Genomic DNA, 18342 nt, shown 5'->3' on the forward strand with positions numbered 1-18342 from the left:
ACTCTCAAATAAAATAAATATTAAATCTTAAATTTGTAAATGTTATGGAAAACAATAACTGGATAAAAGAATACGATAAACCAATGATCATCGCTGGACCTTGTAGTGCAGAAAGTGAAAAACAAATGATGACAATCGCTGAAGATTTGGACAAAGATTATGTGCAAGTTTTCCGTGCGGGAATTTGGAAGCCTCGTACTAAACCAAATTGTTTCGAAGGAGTTGGTGCAATCGGATTAAACTGGTTGAAAAAAGTAAAAGACGAATTCGGAATGAAAATCGCAACTGAAATCGCCAATGCAAATCACGCAAAATTAGCGTTAGAATATGATGTTGACGTTTTATGGATTGGTGCTCGTTCTACGGTAAACCCTTTTACAGTACAAGAAATTGCTGAAGCTTTACGTGATACAGACAAAACAGTTTTGGTTAAAAATCCTGTAAATCCAGATTTAGATTTATGGATTGGTGCTTTGGAACGTTTAGAAGGTCAAGGAATCAAAAATTTAGGTGCTATTCACCGTGGTTTCTCAACATACAAAAAGACAAAATACCGTAACAATCCGCAATGGCAAATTGCGTTAGATTTCAAAAACAAATTGCCAAACGTGCCAATTATTTGTGATCCATCACATATTTGCGGAAACAGAACAGGATTATTTGATGTTGCACAGCAAGCCTTCAACTTTGAATACAATGGATTGATGATCGAAACGCACAATAATCCTGATGAAGCTTGGTCTGATGCAGCTCAACAAGTAACACCAGCTTGTTTATTAGAAATCTTAAAAGATTTAGAAATTCGTGTTTCTGATGATCCAGATGCAATTTACAAAACTGGAATTCAGAATTTACGTCATCAAATTGATGAATTAGATAACTCTATTTTAGATGCAATTGCTCAACGTATGAAAGTTGCAAACTCTATCGGAGAATTGAAAAAAGAACATAATGTGGCAGTTTTTCAGCCAGATCGTTGGAAACAAATCAAAGATAATTCTGTAAAAGCAGGAGTTTCTTTAGGTTTATCTGAAGATTTTGTTGACAAATTATTGCAAGCAATTCACCAAGAATCTGTTGCGCAACAAAACCAAATTATGGTAAAAAAAGAAGAAAAAATTTAAACAATATTGAAAGGAATTGTCATAAAATCTACTGGTAGTTGGTATCATCTTTTAACCGAAGATGGTATAACCTATCAGGCAAGAATTAGGGGAAAATTTAGAATAGCCAATATCAAACATACCAATCCAATTGCTGTTGGAGATGAGGTTGAGTTTGAGATTGACAAAGATGATATTGCTGTCATTACAAAAATTCATGATCGCAAAAATTACATCATTCGAAAATCTGTTAATCTATCCAAAAAAACGCACATTATTGCATCTAACATTGACGTTGCTTTTTTGGTTGTAACGCTTTCTAATCCCAAAACTTCGTTTGGTTTTATTGACCGTTTTTTGATTACTGCCGAAGCTTATCATATTCCTGTTGTAATTTTATTCAACAAAATGGATTCGTACACAGAAAATGAAATGGCTGAGTTAGAAATTTATAAATCAATTTACAATTCTATCGGTTACGAAAGTCTAGATATTTCGGCTGAAACTGGTCTAAATTTAGATCTTGTAAAAGATCGAATGAAAGATAAAGTAAGTTTGGTTTCGGGACATTCTGGCGTTGGAAAATCAACGTTGTTGAATACTTTAAATCCTGATTTAAACTTAAAAACGCACGAAGTTTCTGATTTTAATAGCAAAGGACAACATACCACAACTTTTGCACAGATGTACGAATGGCCTTTTGGAGGTTTTATTATCGATACGCCTGGAATTAAAGAATTTGGTTTGGTTCATATCGACAAAACCGAATTACAAGGTTATTTTCCTGAAATTTTAGATTTAAAACATAATTGTAAATTTGATAATTGTATACATGTTAACGAGCCAAAATGTGCCGTTCGAGATGCAGTAGAAAATGGTGAAATAGCAGTTTCTCGCTACGAAAATTATCTCACTTTTTTAGAAGAAGATATTTATACCGAAAAATAATTAAAAGCCATTTCTTTCGAAATGGCTTTTTTATTTTTTCAAATTACGGTTTCACGTAAAAATAATTCAACTTCTCATTTTATTTTTGTTAAAATTAATTGAATGAGCAATTTATCCGTACAAATCGCTTTAGATTTTGTGGAATGTACAAAGGAACAAAAAGAAAGATTTTTATTGCATTTAGAAGATTTAAATTGGAAACCATTAAATCCAAATAAATTGTGGACTGCTGAATTCGATAATTCTAAAAACAAAGAAAATAAACTAAAAAATATAGAACAAGAACTAATTAATGCAAAACAAATATCGAAGCTCTATGAGCTAGATTATGTGATAATTGCAGATGAGGAAATCTATTTTAACCAACTAACTTAAACCTATAGCGATTGCTTTCTAAACTTAAATTACAACAAGCGTTATAACACATCTAAAAGATGAGTTGTAACGCTTTTTTATTTGTTAATAATTTCTTAAATTTCAATCAATTTAATACCGATTAAAACAATATTTATGCGAGTGATTTTACAGCGTGTGCAACATGCTTCTGTAATGGTGGATGGAGAAATAACTGGAAAAATAGAAAGTGGAATTTTGACCTTGGTTGGCTTTGAACCTGATGATACGAAGGAAGATTTTGAATGGATTTCGAAAAAAATAATTCAACTTCGAGTTTTCAATGATGAAAATGATGTGATGAATTTAGATGTGCAACAAACAAATGGAGATATTTTGGTTGTTTCTCAATTTACGTTACATGCCTCTACGAAAAAAGGAAATCGTCCGTCATATATCAAAGCGTCAAAACCAGCTGTTGCAAACGAACAATATGAAACATTTTTGAACGTTTTAGAATCAAATTTCAAACCTGTACAAAGAGGAATTTTTGGTGCAGATATGAAAGTAGAATTATTGAATGATGGTCCTGTAACCATTTTTATCGATTCAAAGAATAAAGAATAACTTGATTAATATTGATATTGAATGAAACAAACTCTACTTTTTTCAACTTTTTTGATTAGTTCATTTTCTTTTGCGCAAAACTATGCGGTCGATCAAATTCCAGCCGATTTGATAAAAGATGCGTATGCTGTTGTGCGAAAAAATGAAGAAAAAATAGAACTTCTAAAAGTTGATGAATTAAAATACACGGAAGACGTTGTCGTAACGGTTTTGAGTAAAGCGGGCGATAATTATGTTGGTGCGCAAGCGAATTACGATCCGAACACAAAAATTGACTTATTCGAGGCAACTTTGTATGATGCAAACGGAAAGGAAATTAAAAAATTCAAAACCAAAGATTTTGGTGACCAAAGCCATGTAAGTAGTGGACAAATGTACACGGATGATCGCATCAAATATTTGAATTATACTCCAACTACTTATCCTTACACGATACATTATAAAATCGTTACAACAAACAAAAATACACTTTGGATTCCGCGTTGGTCGCCTATACGAGCAGCAAATTTATCGACTGAAAAATCTTCTTATCAATTTGTCAACAAAACATCTTCAACCATTCGATTAAAAGAAGATAATTTTAAAGGTTTTGACATTGCAAAAACAGGAGATAACAATAATTTGAGCTATTCATTAAATAATGTTTTGGCATTTAATGAAGAAGATCAAATGGTTGGAAGTCAAAAAATATTTCCTCGCGCTATTTTAGCTTCAAATCAAATTAATATCGATGGTGTTAAAGGAAATTTTGACAATTGGAATGATTACGGAAAATGGACTTTTGATAATTTAATTCGTTCAAAATTAGATTTTACTCCATCTCAAAAATTAACTTTTCAAAATATGGTCAAAGATGCAAAATCGGACGAAGAAAAAGTTCAGATTTTGTACAAACATTTGCAAAATAAAGTTCGATATATTGGCGTACAACTGGGAATTGGAGGACTTTCGCCTTTTCCAAATTCTTATGTTGAGAGCAAAAGTTATGGCGATTGCAAAGCCTTATCTAATTATATGATTGGAATGTTAGATGCAGTGAATATCAAATCGTATCACACCATATTATTTGCTGGAAATCCAATTGATATTGATGAACAAATGATGTATCAACAAGGAAATCACATGATTGTTTATATACCTCTAAATGGAAAAGATATTTGGTTAGAAGCAACAAGTCAAACAGCTCCTTATAATTATTTAGGTGATTTTGCAGGAAATAGAAAAGTATTAATTGTTGATGAAAAAGGCGGAAAAATTATTCCTTCGCAACAATTCAAAACAGAAGATAATCAATTATTCGTCAATGGAAATGCAACACTTTTAGCAGATGGAACATTAAATTTTGATTTTTCTGAAACTTCCAAAGGTTTGATTTATGAGAATTTTGCAAGATTTAATCAATTAAGCGAAAAAGATCTTGATGTTCGTTTAAAAAATCGATTTTCTTACTTACAAGGAATATCATTCAAAAAGAAAGAATTTAATAATGATTGGAAAAATGCTGTTTTTACTTCAAATTTCGAGTTTTCAGCACCAAATTATGCTAAAATTCAAGGAAATAACATCATTCTGAATATTATTCCAGTGAATAAAGAAGAGACTTCTGTCAAAAAAATGAAAGATAGAAAGTTTGATTTCAACATCGAGACAGGATATGTTGACGAAGTTTCGTATACATTGACACTTCCTTCTGGTTATAAATTACCACAAAAATTTGATGCTATAACCGTGAAATCTGCTTTTGGAGAATATCAATTAGAAATCAATCCGAAAGAAAATAATGCATTCGAAATAAAACGTATTTACAAACAATTTTCTGGAACTTTTTCGAAAGAAAAATACAACGAATATGTAGAATTTAGAAGACAAATTTCGGGTTACGACAACACAAAACTACTTTTAGAAAAATTATAACACTAATATGAAAACAATATTTACGATTGTTGCGACAGTTGCAACTGTTTCGAGTTTTGCACAAGATGTAAAATTTGGAAAACTATCTAAACAAGATTTCGAGAAAACAAAAAGTACAATTCAAGCTGATGCTCCAGCAGAAGTTTTATATGCTGACGGAAATTATAAAGTTAGTTTTAATACCAATCAAGGCGGTGTTGAGCAAACAAAAAAAGTTTTTTATAGAGTAATTGTTTTTGATAAGGATAAAACACCTGATGATGTTTTGAAAGTTGAAATTCCTCTTTACAAAAGTTCAGGATCGGATCAAGATAAATTAATTTCATTAAAAGCGGTTACTTATAACCTTGAAAACGGAAAAATTGTTGAACAAAAAGTCGAGAAAAAAGATATTTTTTTAGATAAAGTTCATCGTTTTATGGATAAACAAACGTTTACTTTTCCAAATGTAAAAAATGGATCAATCTTAGAATATACGTACGAAATTATTTCTCCATTTTATGGAAGTACGGATACCTGGTATTTTCAACAATCAATTCCTGTAGTTGCGAGTAATTTGACGATGCAAAATCAAGAACATTTTAATTATCAACAAGATTTGAGAGGTGCATTTGCTCCAAAATTAACAAAAAATTCTAAAGATGATACTTTTTCAACTACTTCTTTTGGAAACAGAGGTGTTTCATCTTTTGGGGGAAATATGGGAAATCAAGGCGCGACATCAAGTAACCACAAATTAAAAATTGACACGCAAACCTATTCATTAACTAATTTACCTTCTTATTCTCGCGAAGCTTATGTACTTAATCCGAGAAATATGTTAGCAAGTATTCAGTTTGAGTTAGCTTCTTTTGTTGCTCCTGGTAGAACTTCAGAAAATTTTTCTACAACATGGGAACGTATTGGTAAAGATTTGATGGATCATGAAGAGTTTGGTCGACAATTAAATGGGAATAATTTTTTAGATGAAACTGTAAACGCTACAATTGTTGGAAAATCTACAAATATTGAAAAAGCTCAAGCAATTTACAATTATGTAAAAAACAACATGGCTTGGAATGATTATTTAGGTCAATATACAGATAAAGGAATCCGAAAAGCATTTAACGAAAAATCTGGAAATTCAGCGGATATCAATCTTATGTTAACAGCTATGTTGCGTAAAGCCGGATTAGACGCAAATCCAATTGTTTTGAGTACGTTGCAAAATGGTTTAATCAATTATTCGTTTCCTTCACGTAGCAAATTGAATTATGTAATTGTTGGAGCAACAATAGATAATGAATTTTATTTAATGGATGCAACTGATAAAAATGCTCAAATTAATTTATTACCAATTCGAGCAATTAACGATCGTGGATTTATGGTAAATGACAAAGGAATAAAAGAAGTTCCTCTTCGTAATTCGGTTATGACCAATGATAAAATATCAATTACGGCAGATTTAAAAGCAGACGGAACATTAACTGGAATTTTTTCGAATGTTCGCGATAATTATTTTTATATGTTTGATAAAAGTGAAATCGCAGATGATCCAAAAGCGTTCGAAAAAGAATTTGTAGAAGATTATAATTTTGAAATTTCAGAATTTAAAACACAAGATAACAAACAAAATGTAATTCGTCATCAATTCAAATTTGATGATGTAAAAGTAGATGTGGCTGGAAATAAAATATTATTCAATCCATTTTTATTTGTTGCGAATACAAAACATAATTTAAATCTAGATCAACGTAATTATAACATTGAATTTGGAGCACCAACTACGAATACAAATACAGTTAAAATTAAAATTCCAGAAGGTTACAAAGTCGAATCTTTGCCTACAGAAAAGCAATTTACAATGCCTGATCAAGCTGGTGGTTATGCATATAAAGTAATTGAGAAAGATGGTTTTATTGTCGCTCAAGCCCAAAAAGTTATTCCATACAGTATTTTACCTGCACAATACTATAAACCATTGAAAGAATTTTTAACAAATATTATTAATGCAGAAAGTCAGCAAGTGATTTTGGTAAAACAATAAAAAATATTCTAAACATCGAATAAAGCCAACTCCAAATACGAGTTGGCTTTTTATTTTTGTACCTTTAACTTTTAAAATTTAAAATAAGATGAGCCTTAAACAAGCACAAACAGACGTTGATAATTGGATAAAAGAACATGGTGTTCGTTATTTTAACGAATTAACAAATATGGCACAATTAACTGAAGAGGTAGGAGAAGTTGCACGTATTATTGCGCGTCGTTACGGTGAACAATCGGAGAAAGAATCTGATAAAAACAAAGATCTTGGCGAAGAATTGGCAGATGTTATTTTTGTAGCGCTTTGTTTGGCAAATCAAACAGGTGTTGATTTAGAATCAGCTTTTTACAAAAAATTAGATTATAAAACAAAACGTGACCACGATCGTCATCAAAATAATGATAAATTAAAATAAATATGATTGAAATTTCTGCTCTAAAATCTCCGATAAACAATCAATTAGCCATCACAGGTTCTAAAAGCGAAAGCAATCGTTTGTTGTTATTAAGTCAATTATTTGAGAATGTTTTGACATTAGAAAATGTTTCAAATTCAGAAGATTCTCAATTAATGCAAAAAGCGTTAGCGAACAAAAGTGATTTAGTTGATATTCACCACGCGGGAACTGCCATGCGATTTTTAACGGCTTATTTTTCTATTCAAGATGGACGAAAAATAACGTTGACAGGTTCTGAAAGAATGAAACAACGTCCAATAAAAGTTTTGGTTGATGCCTTGAATGAGCTGGGTGCAGAAATTTCGTATCAAGAAAACGAAGGTTATCCACCTTTATCGATTGTTGGAAAAAAAATAACGAAAGATTCTATTACAATCCCTTCTAACATTAGTTCTCAATATATCTCTGCTTTATGTTTGATTGGAACGAAATTAGAAAATGGATTAACGATTAATTTGGATGGAAAAATTATTTCTATTCCTTATATTCAAATGACAATTCAATTATTGAATAAAGTTGGAATTAATGCAATTTTCGAAGGAAATACAATCAAAATTCCTTTTACTGAAAACATCAAAGCTAAAACTTTACAAGTAGAATCTGATTGGAGTTCAGCTTCATATTATTATAGTTTGATTGCTTTATCGCAGAATTCTGAAATTAAAATCTCAACTTATTTCGAAGATTCTTTACAAGGAGATTCAGCTTTACAACATATTTATGCAGAAAATTTTGGTGTAATTTCAACTTTTGAAAATGGAGTTTTAACATTGAAAAATGAAGATAATTTCATACCAAAATCTATCATCGAATTAAATTTAATCAATACTCCAGATATTGCACAGACAATTGCTGCAACTTGTGTGGGATTGAAAACAAAATGTCATTTAACTGGTTTAGAAACACTAAAAATCAAGGAAACCGACCGTTTAATCGCACTTAAAAATGAGTTGGAAAAATTTGGAGCAATTATAACAATTACAAACGATTCATTAACGATAGAAGGTTATAATAATTTTGAAAAAACGCCTACTTTAGCAACATATAACGACCACAGAATGGCAATGTGTATGGCGCCTTTGTCGCAAATTTACCCAATTCGAATTGAGAATGAAATGGTCGTAGAAAAATCTTATCCAACATTTTGGGAAGACTGGAAACAATTAGGTTTTGAAATTAAATCGATTTAAAATATAACAAAAAAATCCGCTTTTAAGCGGATTTTTTTTAGTTTGTATATACTTCATTTATTCAAAATTCTGCATATTTACCAAATTGGCATAAACACCTTTTTTCTCAATAAGTGAATGATGATTTCCTTGTTCAATAATTTTACCTGCTTCCATTACCACAATTTTATCTGCATTCTGAATGGTTGATAAACGGTGCGCAATAACCAAAGAAGTACGATTTTGCATCATATTATTCAAAGCAACTTGCACCAATTTTTCAGATTTAGTATCCAAAGCAGAAGTTGCTTCATCCAAAACCATAATCGGTGGATTTTTATAAACCGCACGCGCAATACTTAAACGTTGTTTTTGTCCACCAGAAAGCTTGCTACCTCCCTCTCCTACTGACTCTTGATATTTTTCTGGCATTTTTACAATAAACTCTTCCGCATTTGCAATTTGCGCAGCATATTCTACTTTTTCCAAATTTGGAGATTTATCACCTAATGAAATATTATTAAAAATTGTATCATTAAACAGAATCGAATCTTGCGTAACCAAACCAAATAACAAACGATAATCATGTAATTTTATATGTTTGATATCAATTCCATCAATCAAAATTTGACCAGATTTTACATCCCAAAAACGAGTAATTAAATTAGCCAAAGTTGATTTTCCAGAACCAGACTGCCCAACTAAAGCAACCGTTTCACCTTTGTTAATTGTTAAATTAAAATTCTCAATTACATTATGTTTACCATAAGCAAATGTCACATTTCTAAACTCAATTTTATCTTTAAAAGCTTCAATTCCTTTCGCATCTGGAACATCTTTTATCGAAACATCAGCATCCAAAACTTCAAAAATTCTCTTTGCAGAAACTTCTCCTTTTTGTACATCTGATAATGCTTTCGAAAAACGTTTAATCGGATCTAATAATGTATAAAATGTTGCGATATAAAAAATAAATTGTGACCCTGTTAAACCATTTCCTTCTAACGATAATTTACCACCAAAAAAAACAATTAATCCAATTGTAACAGCACCTAAAAATTCACTTGTTGGTGAAGCCAAAGCACGTTTTTTCATTACTTTTTGAAGATATTTACGATAACGATTAATCGATTCATCAAAACGACCTTTTACTTGATCTTCTGCGTTAAAAATTTTGATAATCTTAAGCGAAGAAAGTGTCTCGTCTACATAAGTAATAATGTTAGATAATTCGTCTTGCGCATGAGCAGCAGCTTTTTTCAGACTTTTTCCAATCAACGAAATAATTGTTCCCATAATCGGAAAAACCAAAATAGCGAAAATTGTTAATTGATAGCTAACTGTAAATAATACTACAACGAAAACAATAATCATAATTGGCGAACGAACAATCTCTACAATTGAATTTAAGATATTCGATTCAACTTCATTTACATCACTTGACATACGATTTATCATATCGCCTTTTCGTTTTTCTGTAAAATAAGCAACTGGTAAATCGATAATTTTATTATGAATATCCACTCGCAAATCGCGTGTAACCCCAGAACGTAAATCGACCAAACAAGTTTCTGAAAGAAAACTGAAAATATTACGAAACAAAAATGCAATAATAAATACAACACACGAAATTGCTAATACATAAACTGGACCTTCGGTTTGCGACAATTGATTCATATAATAGCCCGAATAATCAGAAAAAAATTGTTTCAAATCAACTAAATGACCTGAATAAATCGGTTTGACTGTAATGTGTTTTTTATCTTCTCCGAAAAGCACACTCAATATAGGCATCATGAATGCTAATGCAACAATATTAAATAATGCATACATTAAATTAAAAAAAATTGCTGCAACAAATGAAGATTTGTAAGGTTTTATATAAGCAAACGCTCTGTTTTTATATGAACTCATTAATTTATTTTAGAAATAATCAAAAACTAAAGTTTTGAAGTTACAAATTTAAGCAAAAAAAATAATGACTATTCTTTTAGAAATAGTCATTATAGAGTAAAATTTTGTGGGTTTGATTACTCAGAGTAACCTTTTCGTTTTTGTTTTGATTTTTATTTAACTCGTTGCCAAGTTTGCGTTCTTCCTACAAGAGAAATCCCGATAAAACCTCTTACGTCTAATTTATCATTTCCGTTAAGAGACATTTTTGCTTTGTATTCCTTTCCACTATTAGGATCAATGATTTTTCCACCATTCCATTCTTTTCCATCTTTTTTAAGACCAGAAAGAATTTGCATTCCTAAAATTGGTTTATTTTTTAATGCTCCTGAACAATCTGTACATTTTGCATCTTCTTTTCCTTTCGTTAAAATCTTAGTGACTTTACCATAAAGTTTTCCATCTTTCTCGAAAATCTCTACGTAAGACTTCGCCTGTTTTGTCTCATCATCAATTGTTTTCCAAGTTCCTATTGGTGATTGCGCATACATTAAAGATGTCAACATAAAGAATAATCCGAATAAAATTGATTTTTTCATATTTTTATCCTTTAAAATTTATTTCACTAAAATAACTATTTTTTAGTGTAAATAAAACACTACGCTTTATTTTTTATAAAAATAATCTCTTTTAAACATAAAAATTCATTTATAACATTAATTATCAATCATTTAATTCAATAAATATTTTTAAATAAATAATTATAAATTTTATTCATAAAAGTCAAAATAGTGTATTATTATGCTTACATAGCAATAATAAAAACGAAGGCATTTTTATGGTTTTTGTCATTTTTATGACAATTTCTTCTTCAAGAATAAAAAAATGAATACATTTGTCTACTATTTTTATAGAGTTTATAGATTGAAGAATGAATCAGCTTACGAAATACAGTTTACCATTTAGAAAACAAGAAGTAGAACCTTTGATAGAATCCATTATTTATGATGAGATTTTTCAACAACCAAATCCTTTGTACAAGAAAGAAGATTTACTCAATCAATTCAATTCTATTTTGTTAAAAATTGTTCCTGAGGAGAAATCGAATCAAATTAGTTTATATTTTTTTGAACAATTTGCACAACTTAGACAAGAATTAGAGGAACTAATTTTTGTTTTTTATGCAAATGATCCTGCATCTAAATCGGAAATTGAAATCATTTTAGCCTATCCTGGTTTTTTTGCAATTGCAATTCATCGTTTAGCACATATTCTCTACAATTTAAATACGCCTATTCTTCCTCGTTTTTTTTCCGAATATGCACATTCTAAAACTGGAATTGATATTCATCCTGGTGCTTCAATTGGAAAAAACTTTTATATCGATCATGGTACAGGAATTGTCATTGGAGAAACAACATTGATTGGTGATAATGTGAAAATTTACCAAGGCGTAACATTAGGAGCGTTTTATGTTTCGAAGAATTTGGCTAATAAAAAACGTCATCCAACAATAGAAAATAATGTCACAATTTATGCTGGAGCAACTATTTTGGGAGGAACAACAATTATTGGAAAAAATTCTGTAGTCGGCGGAAATGTTTGGATTACAGAAAGTATAGAAGAAGATTCTGTTGTCTATCAAGAGAATCAACCACAAATAAAAAAACAAAAAAAAGAACAACATATCAATTATATCATCTAAAACCTTACAACAATGATTTACAATAATGTATTAGAAACCATAGGAAATACACCAATTATTAAACTGAATAAATTATTTCCTAACCATAACGTTTATATTAAAGTAGAAAAACAAAATCCGGGTGGATCAATAAAAGATCGTATTGCTTTGGCAATGATTGAAGATGCTGAAAAAGCTGGAATTTTAAAACCTGGAGGAACAATTATAGAACCTACTTCGGGTAATACAGGAATTGGCTTATCATTTGTTGCGGCTGTAAAAGGTTACAAAATGATTATCACAATGCCAGAATCGATGTCAATTGAACGTCGTAAAATTATGGAAGCTTATGGTGCTGAATTTGTTTTAACTCCAAAAGAATTAGGAATGAAAGGCGCTATTGCAAAAGCACAAGAATTAGCCGAAACAATAGAAGGCGCTTGGGTTCCGCAACAATTTGAGAATAATTCGAATCCGACAGTCCATTACAATACAACAGCAAAAGAAATCCTTGAAGATTTTCCACAAGGAGTTGATTATTTAATTACAGGAGTTGGAACAGGCGGACATCTTTCTGGAATTGGAAAAGCATTAAAAGAAGTTAACTCTTCAACAAAAGTTATCGCTGTAGAACCAACAGATTCTCCTGTCATTTCAGGAGGAAATCCTGGTCCACACGCGATTCAAGGAATTGGAGCAGGATTTATTCCTACTAATTTAGATACTTCAATCGTTGATTCTTCTACTCAGATTACAAAAGAAGAAGCATTTGAATTTGCAAAAAAAGTGGCTAAAGTAGAAGGTATATTTGTCGGAATTTCTACAGGTGCTTCATTGGCTGCAGTTGCTAAAACTTTGAATGAAGTAGACAAAAACACGAAAATATTAACTGTCAACTACGATACTGGCGAACGCTATCTATCAGTAGAAGGTTTATTTTAAATACTATAAAAATTTTTAAACGAAAGGAGATATTGACAAAATGTCTCCTTTTTTTATTCAACAAAGTCAAAAAGTCAGTTTTTAGGTTTTATTTCTACTTTGGAATTTTTTTTGATGAAATACAGCAAACAAAACCAATATAAAAAACTAAAAACCAATGGATTTTAATCAATTTACAATAAAGGGTCGTGAAGCGATTCAAGCAGCGCAGCAAATTGCAGTTGCACAAAAAAATCAAGCAATAGAACCAGCTCATATTTTAGGTGGAATGATAGATGTTGATGAAAACGTGTTATCATTAATCTTAGAAAAACAAGGTGTAAAAATGGATATGTTGAAACCTGAGTTGGATTTAGAAATCAATAAATATCCAAAAATAGAAGGTCAACAAGGAAATCATCTTTCCAATTCATCTAACCAAATTTTGCAATCTGCACAAGAAATTGCAAAAGAGATGAACGATGATTTTATCACCTTAGAGCATTTATTATTAGGTATAATCAAGAATGTATCGCCTGTAAGTCAGTTATTAAAAAATAGAGGTGTAACATTCGACAACACAAAAAAATTAGTAACAGAATTGAGAAACGGAGAAAGAGTAACTTCTGAAAACGCGGAAGGAACATATAATTCATTAAACAAATACGCTAAAAACTTAACAGATTTAGCAAAAGAAGGAAAATTAGATCCTGTAATTGGACGTGATGAAGAAATTCGTCGTGTTTTACAAATTCTATCACGTCGTACAAAAAATAACCCAATCCTTATTGGTGAACCAGGTGTTGGTAAAACCGCTATAGCAGAAGGTTTAGCACATCGTATCATCAATGGAGATGTTCCTGAAAATCTTTTGAATAAACAAATTTTTTCATTGGACATGGGAGCTTTGGTTGCTGGTGCAAAATACAAAGGTGAGTTCGAAGAGCGTTTGAAAGCCGTTGTGAAAGAAGTAACCGCTTCGAATGGAGAAATAATTTTGTTCATCGATGAGATTCACACGCTTGTTGGTGCTGGCGGCGGCGGAGAAGGTGCAATGGATGCTGCAAATATCTTGAAACCTGCTTTGGCTCGTGGCGAATTACGTTCGATTGGTGCTACAACTTTGAATGAATATCAAAAATATTTTGAAAAAGATAAAGCTTTAGAACGTCGTTTCCAGAAAGTAATGGTAGAAGAACCAGATGAAGAATCGGCTATTTCTATTTTGCGTGGAATCAAAGATAAATACGAGCAACACCATAAAATTGGAATTAAAGACGAAGCAATTATTGCGGCTGTAAAATTATCAACACGTTATATTACAGATCGTTTTTTACCAGATAAAGCCATCGATTTGATGGACGAAGCAGCTTCTAAGTTGAGAATGGAAATGAATTCTAAACCAGAAGATTTAGATAAATTAGATCGTAGAATTATTCAATTAGAAATCGAAATTGAAGCGATAAAACGCGAAAATGACGAGAAAAAATTGAATCTTTTAAAAGAAGAATTATCTAATCTTCAAGATGAAAGAAATCAATTGAATTCGAAATGGGAAGCGGAAAGAAATCGTGCTGACGAAGTTCAAGATTTAAGAAAATCTATCGAAAATATCAAATTCGAAATTGAGCGTGCAAAACGAGATTACGACTATGCAAAAGCTTCCAAATTAGAGTTTGAAGATTTAGTTAATGCAAAAAATAATTTAGAAGAAGCTGAACATAATCTAGAAGAAAATAAACAAAATAAACTGGTAAAAGAGTTTGTTGATGCGGATGATATTGCAGAAGTTGTATCGAAATGGACAGGAGTTCCGGCTCAGAAAATGATGCAATCTGATCGCGAAAAATTATTGAATTTAGAAAACGAATTACACAAACGTGTACTTGGACAAGAAGAAGCAATTACGGCTGTTTCTGATGCAATTCGTCGTTCTCGTGCAGGTCTTAGTGACGAAGGAAAACCAATCGGTTCGTTCTTATTCTTAGGTTCAACTGGTGTTGGGAAAACTGAGTTGGCAAAAGCCTTAGCCGAGTTCTTATTCGATGATGAAAATGCAATGACTCGTATCGACATGTCCGAATATCAGGAGCGTCATGCAGTTTCTCGCTTGGTTGGGGCACCTCCGGGTTACGTTGGTTACGACGAAGGTGGTCAGTTAACAGAAGCGGTTCGTCGCCGTCCTTATTCAGTTATTTTGTTGGACGAAATTGAGAAGGCACATCCAGATGTTTTCAATATTTTGTTACAAGTTTTGGATGACGGACGTTTGACAGACAACAAAGGTCGTGTGGTTAACTTTAAAAATACGATTATCATTATGACATCGAATTTTGGTTCTCATACGATTTTGGATAAATTCTCAAACATTGACGAAAATAATGTGGCACAAGTTTATGATGAAACAAAAGATGTCGTTTTTGAGGAATTGAAACAAAACTTTAGACCAGAATTTTTGAATCGTATTGATGAAATTATTTTGTTCCGTCCGTTGAGCGAAAACCAAATTTCCGGAATCGTGAATATCTATTTAAGCGGAGTTGCGAAGAAATTAGCACAACGCGATATTACATTAGATATTACGCCAGAAGCTGTTGATTATTTAGCAAGAAAAGGTTACGATCCACAATTTGGAGCACGACCATTAAAACGAGTTATTCAGCAAGATGTATTAAATGAACTTTCGAAAGAAATTTTGAAAGGAACAATAAATGATAATGATGCGGTTTTAATCGATTATTTCGAAGAAAAACCTGGAGATAATAAATTAGTTTTCAGAACTAATCAATAAGTATATTCCGATTTTATTCATGTGTAAAAAATCCGCTCGTTGAGCGGATTTTTTTTTATTTCTTCTTTTTATAAAGCGGAACAGTGCTACATGCTTCACCAAACATCAACGAACTTACAATTGGTTGTAAACGTTCAATTAATTGAATATAAGCCGAATCGGGAACTGGCTTGTGCGAGCAACCTTTCACAATTATTTTTCCATCAACATAATCTTCATAAGGCAAATGATCTACAATTTCGGTGTACAAAATCGTATCTAAATCTTGTAAGCTTCCGTGTACAATTCGTTTCGCAATTGGCGACAAATAGGTTGCGACCAACAAATAAGCCCAAGACGGAACAATCGCATCGGCAGTACATGTTAACGCTACATATTTATCTTGATATTTCGTCCAATCATGATTTTTCAGATTTTCTCTAAAATCCTTTTCTCTAAGAATCAATTCTTCATATAACCAATCTTTCAAGTCAAAAACAACACGATCTCCATCAGGATAATAATCTTGTAAATCAATTGTTACTAAACTACTATTGGCAACTTTATTTATAATTTCGTCTGACATTTTTCTTTGTTTGAAAGAGTAAATTTACGCAATAAAAAACATTGAAATCTACTCCACTTATAGATTTCTCCTATCTTTGTAAGAAGAAAAATGATTTCCATTGAAATACTATATCATTGCAGGTGAAGCTTCGGGCGATTTGCACGCATCGAACTTAATGAAAGAATTAAAATTAAAAGATCCACAAGCTGAATTCAGATTTTGGGGAGGAGATTTGATGCAAACGCAAGGCGGAACTTTAGTCAAACATTACAGAGATTTGGCGTTTATGGGTTTTGCTGAAGTTGTAATGAATTTGAGAACGATTTTAGGAAATATTTCGGTTGCTAAAAAAGACATCGAAGCTTATCAGCCAGATGCAGTTATTTTAGTTGATTATCCTGGTTTTAATCTCAGAATTGCTGAATTTGTAAAAAGTCTTGGAATTAAAATTTACTATTATATTTCGCCACAAATTTGGGCTTGGAAAACTGGTCGAGTTCATAAAATCAAAAAAGTTGTCGACAAAATGTTTGTGATTCTTCCGTTCGAAGAAGAATTTTATCAACGTTACAATTACAAAGTAGATTTTGTCGGAAATCCATTATTAGATTCGTTGAATAATCTTCCGCCAATTGATGAACAACAATTTAGAAAAGATCATAATTTAGACGAAAGACCAATTATTGCTTTACTTCCTGGAAGCCGAACTCAAGAAATTAAAGTCAAATTACCTTTGATGCTTTCAGTGGAAAAAGATTTTCCCGATTATCAATTTGTTGTGGCTGGTGCACCATCTCAACCAATCGAAAATTATAAAAAAATTGCAGGCAACAACTTGAAAATTGTTGAGAATAGAACCTATGATTTATTACGAGTTTCTCATGCAGCCTTGGTTACATCAGGAACAGCAACATTAGAAACTGCTTTACTGAAAGTTCCAGAAGTTGTTTGTTACAAAGGAAATGCTATTTCGTACGAAATCGGAAAACGTGTTGTAAAAAACATTCGTTTTATTTCGTTGGTAAACTTGATTATGGACGAAGAAGTAGTGAAAGAGTTAATTCAATATGATTTAACTTACGAAAATATCAAACGAGAATTAGATTTAATTTTAAATTCTCCTAAACGTGAAAAAATCATGAAAAGCTACGAAGAATTGTATCATAAACTTGGTGGAATTGGCGCTTCAGAAAGAACCGCTTCACTAATTATTGAGGACTTAAAAAAATAATTAAAAAAAAGTAAAAGTTTGACGCAACCTTTTATTGTTTTTTAAATCTTGTAAGCTATAGATGTCATTCAGATCTAATTATTAAAATGTTTCAGGATTGACTTAATTAAAGTTTACACCTATTCTAACAAAGTAATCCTCTTGATTTTCAAGGGGTTTTCTTATTCTATATATTAATTTCTTATTCTTTCACGCAACCTTTTCTAAAATCTATATCTTATTTTTATAACGATTAAAACTCATACAATGAAATTAATGAAAAGATTAAGCATGTTTGCTTTGGTAGGTATTTTAGGTTTATCAACATTTAGTTGTTTAAATAATGATGACTCAGATTATATGAATTATGGTTTTTTAGCAACAACAGCAATTAATGTTCATGAAGACTCTATTCAGCCAGTAGGAAAAACTACAAATATTCGAGTAACGTACGAAAAAACAAATTCTTGTCAAAATTTTATTCAATTTAGCTCTTTACAAGGAAGAACAACTTTTAAACACAACATTGGTGTTTATGCAAGTCAAACAAATGGAGCTTCTTGTACACAGGAAACATCTTTAGAAACAAAAACTTTGAAGTTTACACCTAAAGAAGCTGGTGAGTACACATTAAGATTTTGGACGGGAAATAAACCAAATTCAACTGAACCAATTTATGACTCAATTGTGTTAAATATCAAAGAAAAATAAAGTCCAAT

At 31.2% G+C, this 18342-nt stretch carries 16 protein-coding genes; 13 read left to right on the forward strand and 3 right to left on the reverse strand.

The genetic code is table 11. From position 1 onward, the window contains the following. Nucleotides 1-44 precede the first annotated feature (44 nt). The 8 genes from N5D46_RS11535 (at nucleotide 45) to N5D46_RS11570 (ending at nucleotide 8598) form a co-directional block, all read left to right on the forward strand. Nucleotides 45-1124: a bifunctional 3-deoxy-7-phosphoheptulonate synthase/chorismate mutase type II gene (locus N5D46_RS11535; protein ID WP_280050027.1), complete on the forward strand. Its 1080-nt coding sequence runs from the start codon at nucleotides 45-47 to the stop codon at nucleotides 1122-1124. Between the two features lie 6 nt (nucleotides 1125-1130). After that, complete coding sequence (gene rsgA, locus N5D46_RS11540; RefSeq protein WP_038333226.1) at nucleotides 1131-2051, forward strand: ribosome small subunit-dependent GTPase A; 921 nt, start codon at nucleotides 1131-1133, stop codon at nucleotides 2049-2051. A gap of 102 nt (nucleotides 2052-2153) precedes the next feature. Next, on the forward strand, nucleotides 2154-2426 hold the full coding sequence (locus N5D46_RS11545) for a hypothetical protein (RefSeq protein WP_038333228.1): 273 nt from the start codon (nucleotides 2154-2156) through the stop codon (nucleotides 2424-2426). A 135-nt stretch (nucleotides 2427-2561) separates the two neighbouring features. Further along, nucleotides 2562-3011 carry a D-aminoacyl-tRNA deacylase gene (gene dtd, locus N5D46_RS11550; RefSeq protein WP_038333231.1) on the forward strand — a complete coding sequence of 150 codons (450 nt, stop codon included), beginning with the start codon at nucleotides 2562-2564 and terminating at the stop codon, nucleotides 3009-3011. A 21-nt stretch (nucleotides 3012-3032) separates the two neighbouring features. Then, nucleotides 3033-4925, forward strand: a complete 1893-nt coding sequence (locus N5D46_RS11555) for a DUF3857 domain-containing protein (protein ID WP_280050029.1) — start codon at nucleotides 3033-3035, stop codon at nucleotides 4923-4925. A 7-nt stretch (nucleotides 4926-4932) separates the two neighbouring features. After that, nucleotides 4933-6951: a DUF3857 domain-containing protein gene (locus N5D46_RS11560; RefSeq protein WP_280050030.1), complete on the forward strand. Its 2019-nt coding sequence runs from the start codon at nucleotides 4933-4935 to the stop codon at nucleotides 6949-6951. 88 nt (nucleotides 6952-7039) lie between these two features. Beyond that, nucleotides 7040-7366: a nucleotide pyrophosphohydrolase gene (locus N5D46_RS11565; protein ID WP_038333238.1), complete on the forward strand. Its 327-nt coding sequence runs from the start codon at nucleotides 7040-7042 to the stop codon at nucleotides 7364-7366. 2 nt (nucleotides 7367-7368) lie between these two features. Beyond that, entirely contained in the window at nucleotides 7369-8598 is a 1230-nt protein-coding gene (locus N5D46_RS11570; protein ID WP_038333240.1) for a 3-phosphoshikimate 1-carboxyvinyltransferase, read from the forward strand. Between the two features lie 57 nt (nucleotides 8599-8655). Here the strand turns inward: N5D46_RS11570 and N5D46_RS11575 are convergent, their stop codons facing one another. Together N5D46_RS11575 and N5D46_RS11580 are read right to left on the reverse strand one after the other, a co-directional pair. Continuing rightward, nucleotides 8656-10491, reverse strand: a complete 1836-nt coding sequence (locus N5D46_RS11575; protein ID WP_280050031.1) for an ABC transporter transmembrane domain-containing protein — start codon at nucleotides 10489-10491, stop codon at nucleotides 8656-8658. A gap of 152 nt (nucleotides 10492-10643) precedes the next feature. Then, nucleotides 10644-11069 carry a DUF2147 domain-containing protein gene (locus N5D46_RS11580; protein WP_038333244.1) on the reverse strand — a complete coding sequence of 142 codons (426 nt, stop codon included), beginning with the start codon at nucleotides 11067-11069 and terminating at the stop codon, nucleotides 10644-10646. A 332-nt stretch (nucleotides 11070-11401) separates the two neighbouring features. On the opposite strand from N5D46_RS11580, the gene epsC reads away from it, so the two are divergent. From epsC to clpB, 3 genes are all read left to right on the forward strand, one after another. Then, on the forward strand, nucleotides 11402-12175 hold the full coding sequence (gene epsC / locus N5D46_RS11585; RefSeq protein ID WP_125348924.1) for a serine O-acetyltransferase EpsC: 774 nt from the start codon (nucleotides 11402-11404) through the stop codon (nucleotides 12173-12175). Between the two features lie 12 nt (nucleotides 12176-12187). Next, the gene (gene cysK / locus N5D46_RS11590) at nucleotides 12188-13096 is read left to right on the forward strand and encodes a cysteine synthase A (protein WP_038333247.1); all 909 of its coding nucleotides are present in this window, start codon (nucleotides 12188-12190) and stop codon (nucleotides 13094-13096) included. Nucleotides 13097-13253: 157 nt separating this feature from the next. Next, nucleotides 13254-15866, forward strand: coding sequence for an ATP-dependent chaperone ClpB (gene clpB, locus N5D46_RS11595; RefSeq protein ID WP_280050032.1), 2613 nt, complete (start codon nucleotides 13254-13256; stop codon nucleotides 15864-15866). Nucleotides 15867-15921: 55 nt separating this feature from the next. Here clpB and N5D46_RS11600 read toward each other — a convergent pair whose 3' ends face one another. Further along, nucleotides 15922-16431, reverse strand: coding sequence for a DUF2480 family protein (locus tag N5D46_RS11600; protein WP_280050033.1), 510 nt, complete (start codon nucleotides 16429-16431; stop codon nucleotides 15922-15924). A gap of 100 nt (nucleotides 16432-16531) precedes the next feature. Between N5D46_RS11600 and lpxB the strand changes: the two genes are divergently transcribed. Together lpxB and N5D46_RS11610 are read left to right on the forward strand one after the other, a co-directional pair. Continuing rightward, a complete protein-coding gene (gene lpxB / locus N5D46_RS11605; RefSeq protein WP_221855728.1) occupies nucleotides 16532-17644 on the forward strand; it encodes a lipid-A-disaccharide synthase in 1113 nt (370 codons plus the stop codon). A 246-nt stretch (nucleotides 17645-17890) separates the two neighbouring features. Further along, nucleotides 17891-18334 carry a hypothetical protein gene (locus N5D46_RS11610; protein WP_280050034.1) on the forward strand — a complete coding sequence of 148 codons (444 nt, stop codon included), beginning with the start codon at nucleotides 17891-17893 and terminating at the stop codon, nucleotides 18332-18334. Nucleotides 18335-18342 lie beyond the last annotated feature (8 nt).

Origin of the sequence: Empedobacter sp. GD03865, assembly GCF_029840775.1 — a bacterium.
GTDB classification, from domain to species: domain Bacteria; phylum Bacteroidota; class Bacteroidia; order Flavobacteriales; family Weeksellaceae; genus Empedobacter; species Empedobacter falsenii_B.

Bases quoted from the DNA above. Each gene is read 5' to 3' on its own strand.
- N5D46_RS11600 (WP_280050033.1), bottom strand. From the start codon at position 16,431: ATGTCAGACGAAATTATAAATAAAGTTGCCAATAGTAGTTTAGTAACA.
- N5D46_RS11560 (WP_280050030.1), top strand. From the start codon at position 4,933: ATGAAAACAATATTTACGATTGTTGCGACAGTTGCAACTGTTTCGAGT.
- epsC (WP_125348924.1), top strand. From the start codon at position 11,402: ATGAATCAGCTTACGAAATACAGTTTACCATTTAGAAAACAAGAAGTA.
- cysK (WP_038333247.1), top strand. From the start codon at position 12,188: ATGATTTACAATAATGTATTAGAAACCATAGGAAATACACCAATTATT.
- N5D46_RS11580 (WP_038333244.1), bottom strand. From the start codon at position 11,069: ATGAAAAAATCAATTTTATTCGGATTATTCTTTATGTTGACATCTTTA.
- N5D46_RS11555 (WP_280050029.1), top strand. From the start codon at position 3,033: ATGAAACAAACTCTACTTTTTTCAACTTTTTTGATTAGTTCATTTTCT.
- N5D46_RS11565 (WP_038333238.1), top strand. From the start codon at position 7,040: ATGAGCCTTAAACAAGCACAAACAGACGTTGATAATTGGATAAAAGAA.
- dtd (WP_038333231.1), top strand. From the start codon at position 2,562: ATGCGAGTGATTTTACAGCGTGTGCAACATGCTTCTGTAATGGTGGAT.
- N5D46_RS11570 (WP_038333240.1), top strand. From the start codon at position 7,369: ATGATTGAAATTTCTGCTCTAAAATCTCCGATAAACAATCAATTAGCC.
- N5D46_RS11535 (WP_280050027.1), top strand. From the start codon at position 45: ATGGAAAACAATAACTGGATAAAAGAATACGATAAACCAATGATCATC.
- N5D46_RS11545 (WP_038333228.1), top strand. From the start codon at position 2,154: ATGAGCAATTTATCCGTACAAATCGCTTTAGATTTTGTGGAATGTACA.
- clpB (WP_280050032.1), top strand. From the start codon at position 13,254: ATGGATTTTAATCAATTTACAATAAAGGGTCGTGAAGCGATTCAAGCA.
- N5D46_RS11610 (WP_280050034.1), top strand. From the start codon at position 17,891: ATGAAATTAATGAAAAGATTAAGCATGTTTGCTTTGGTAGGTATTTTA.
- N5D46_RS11575 (WP_280050031.1), bottom strand. From the start codon at position 10,491: ATGAGTTCATATAAAAACAGAGCGTTTGCTTATATAAAACCTTACAAA.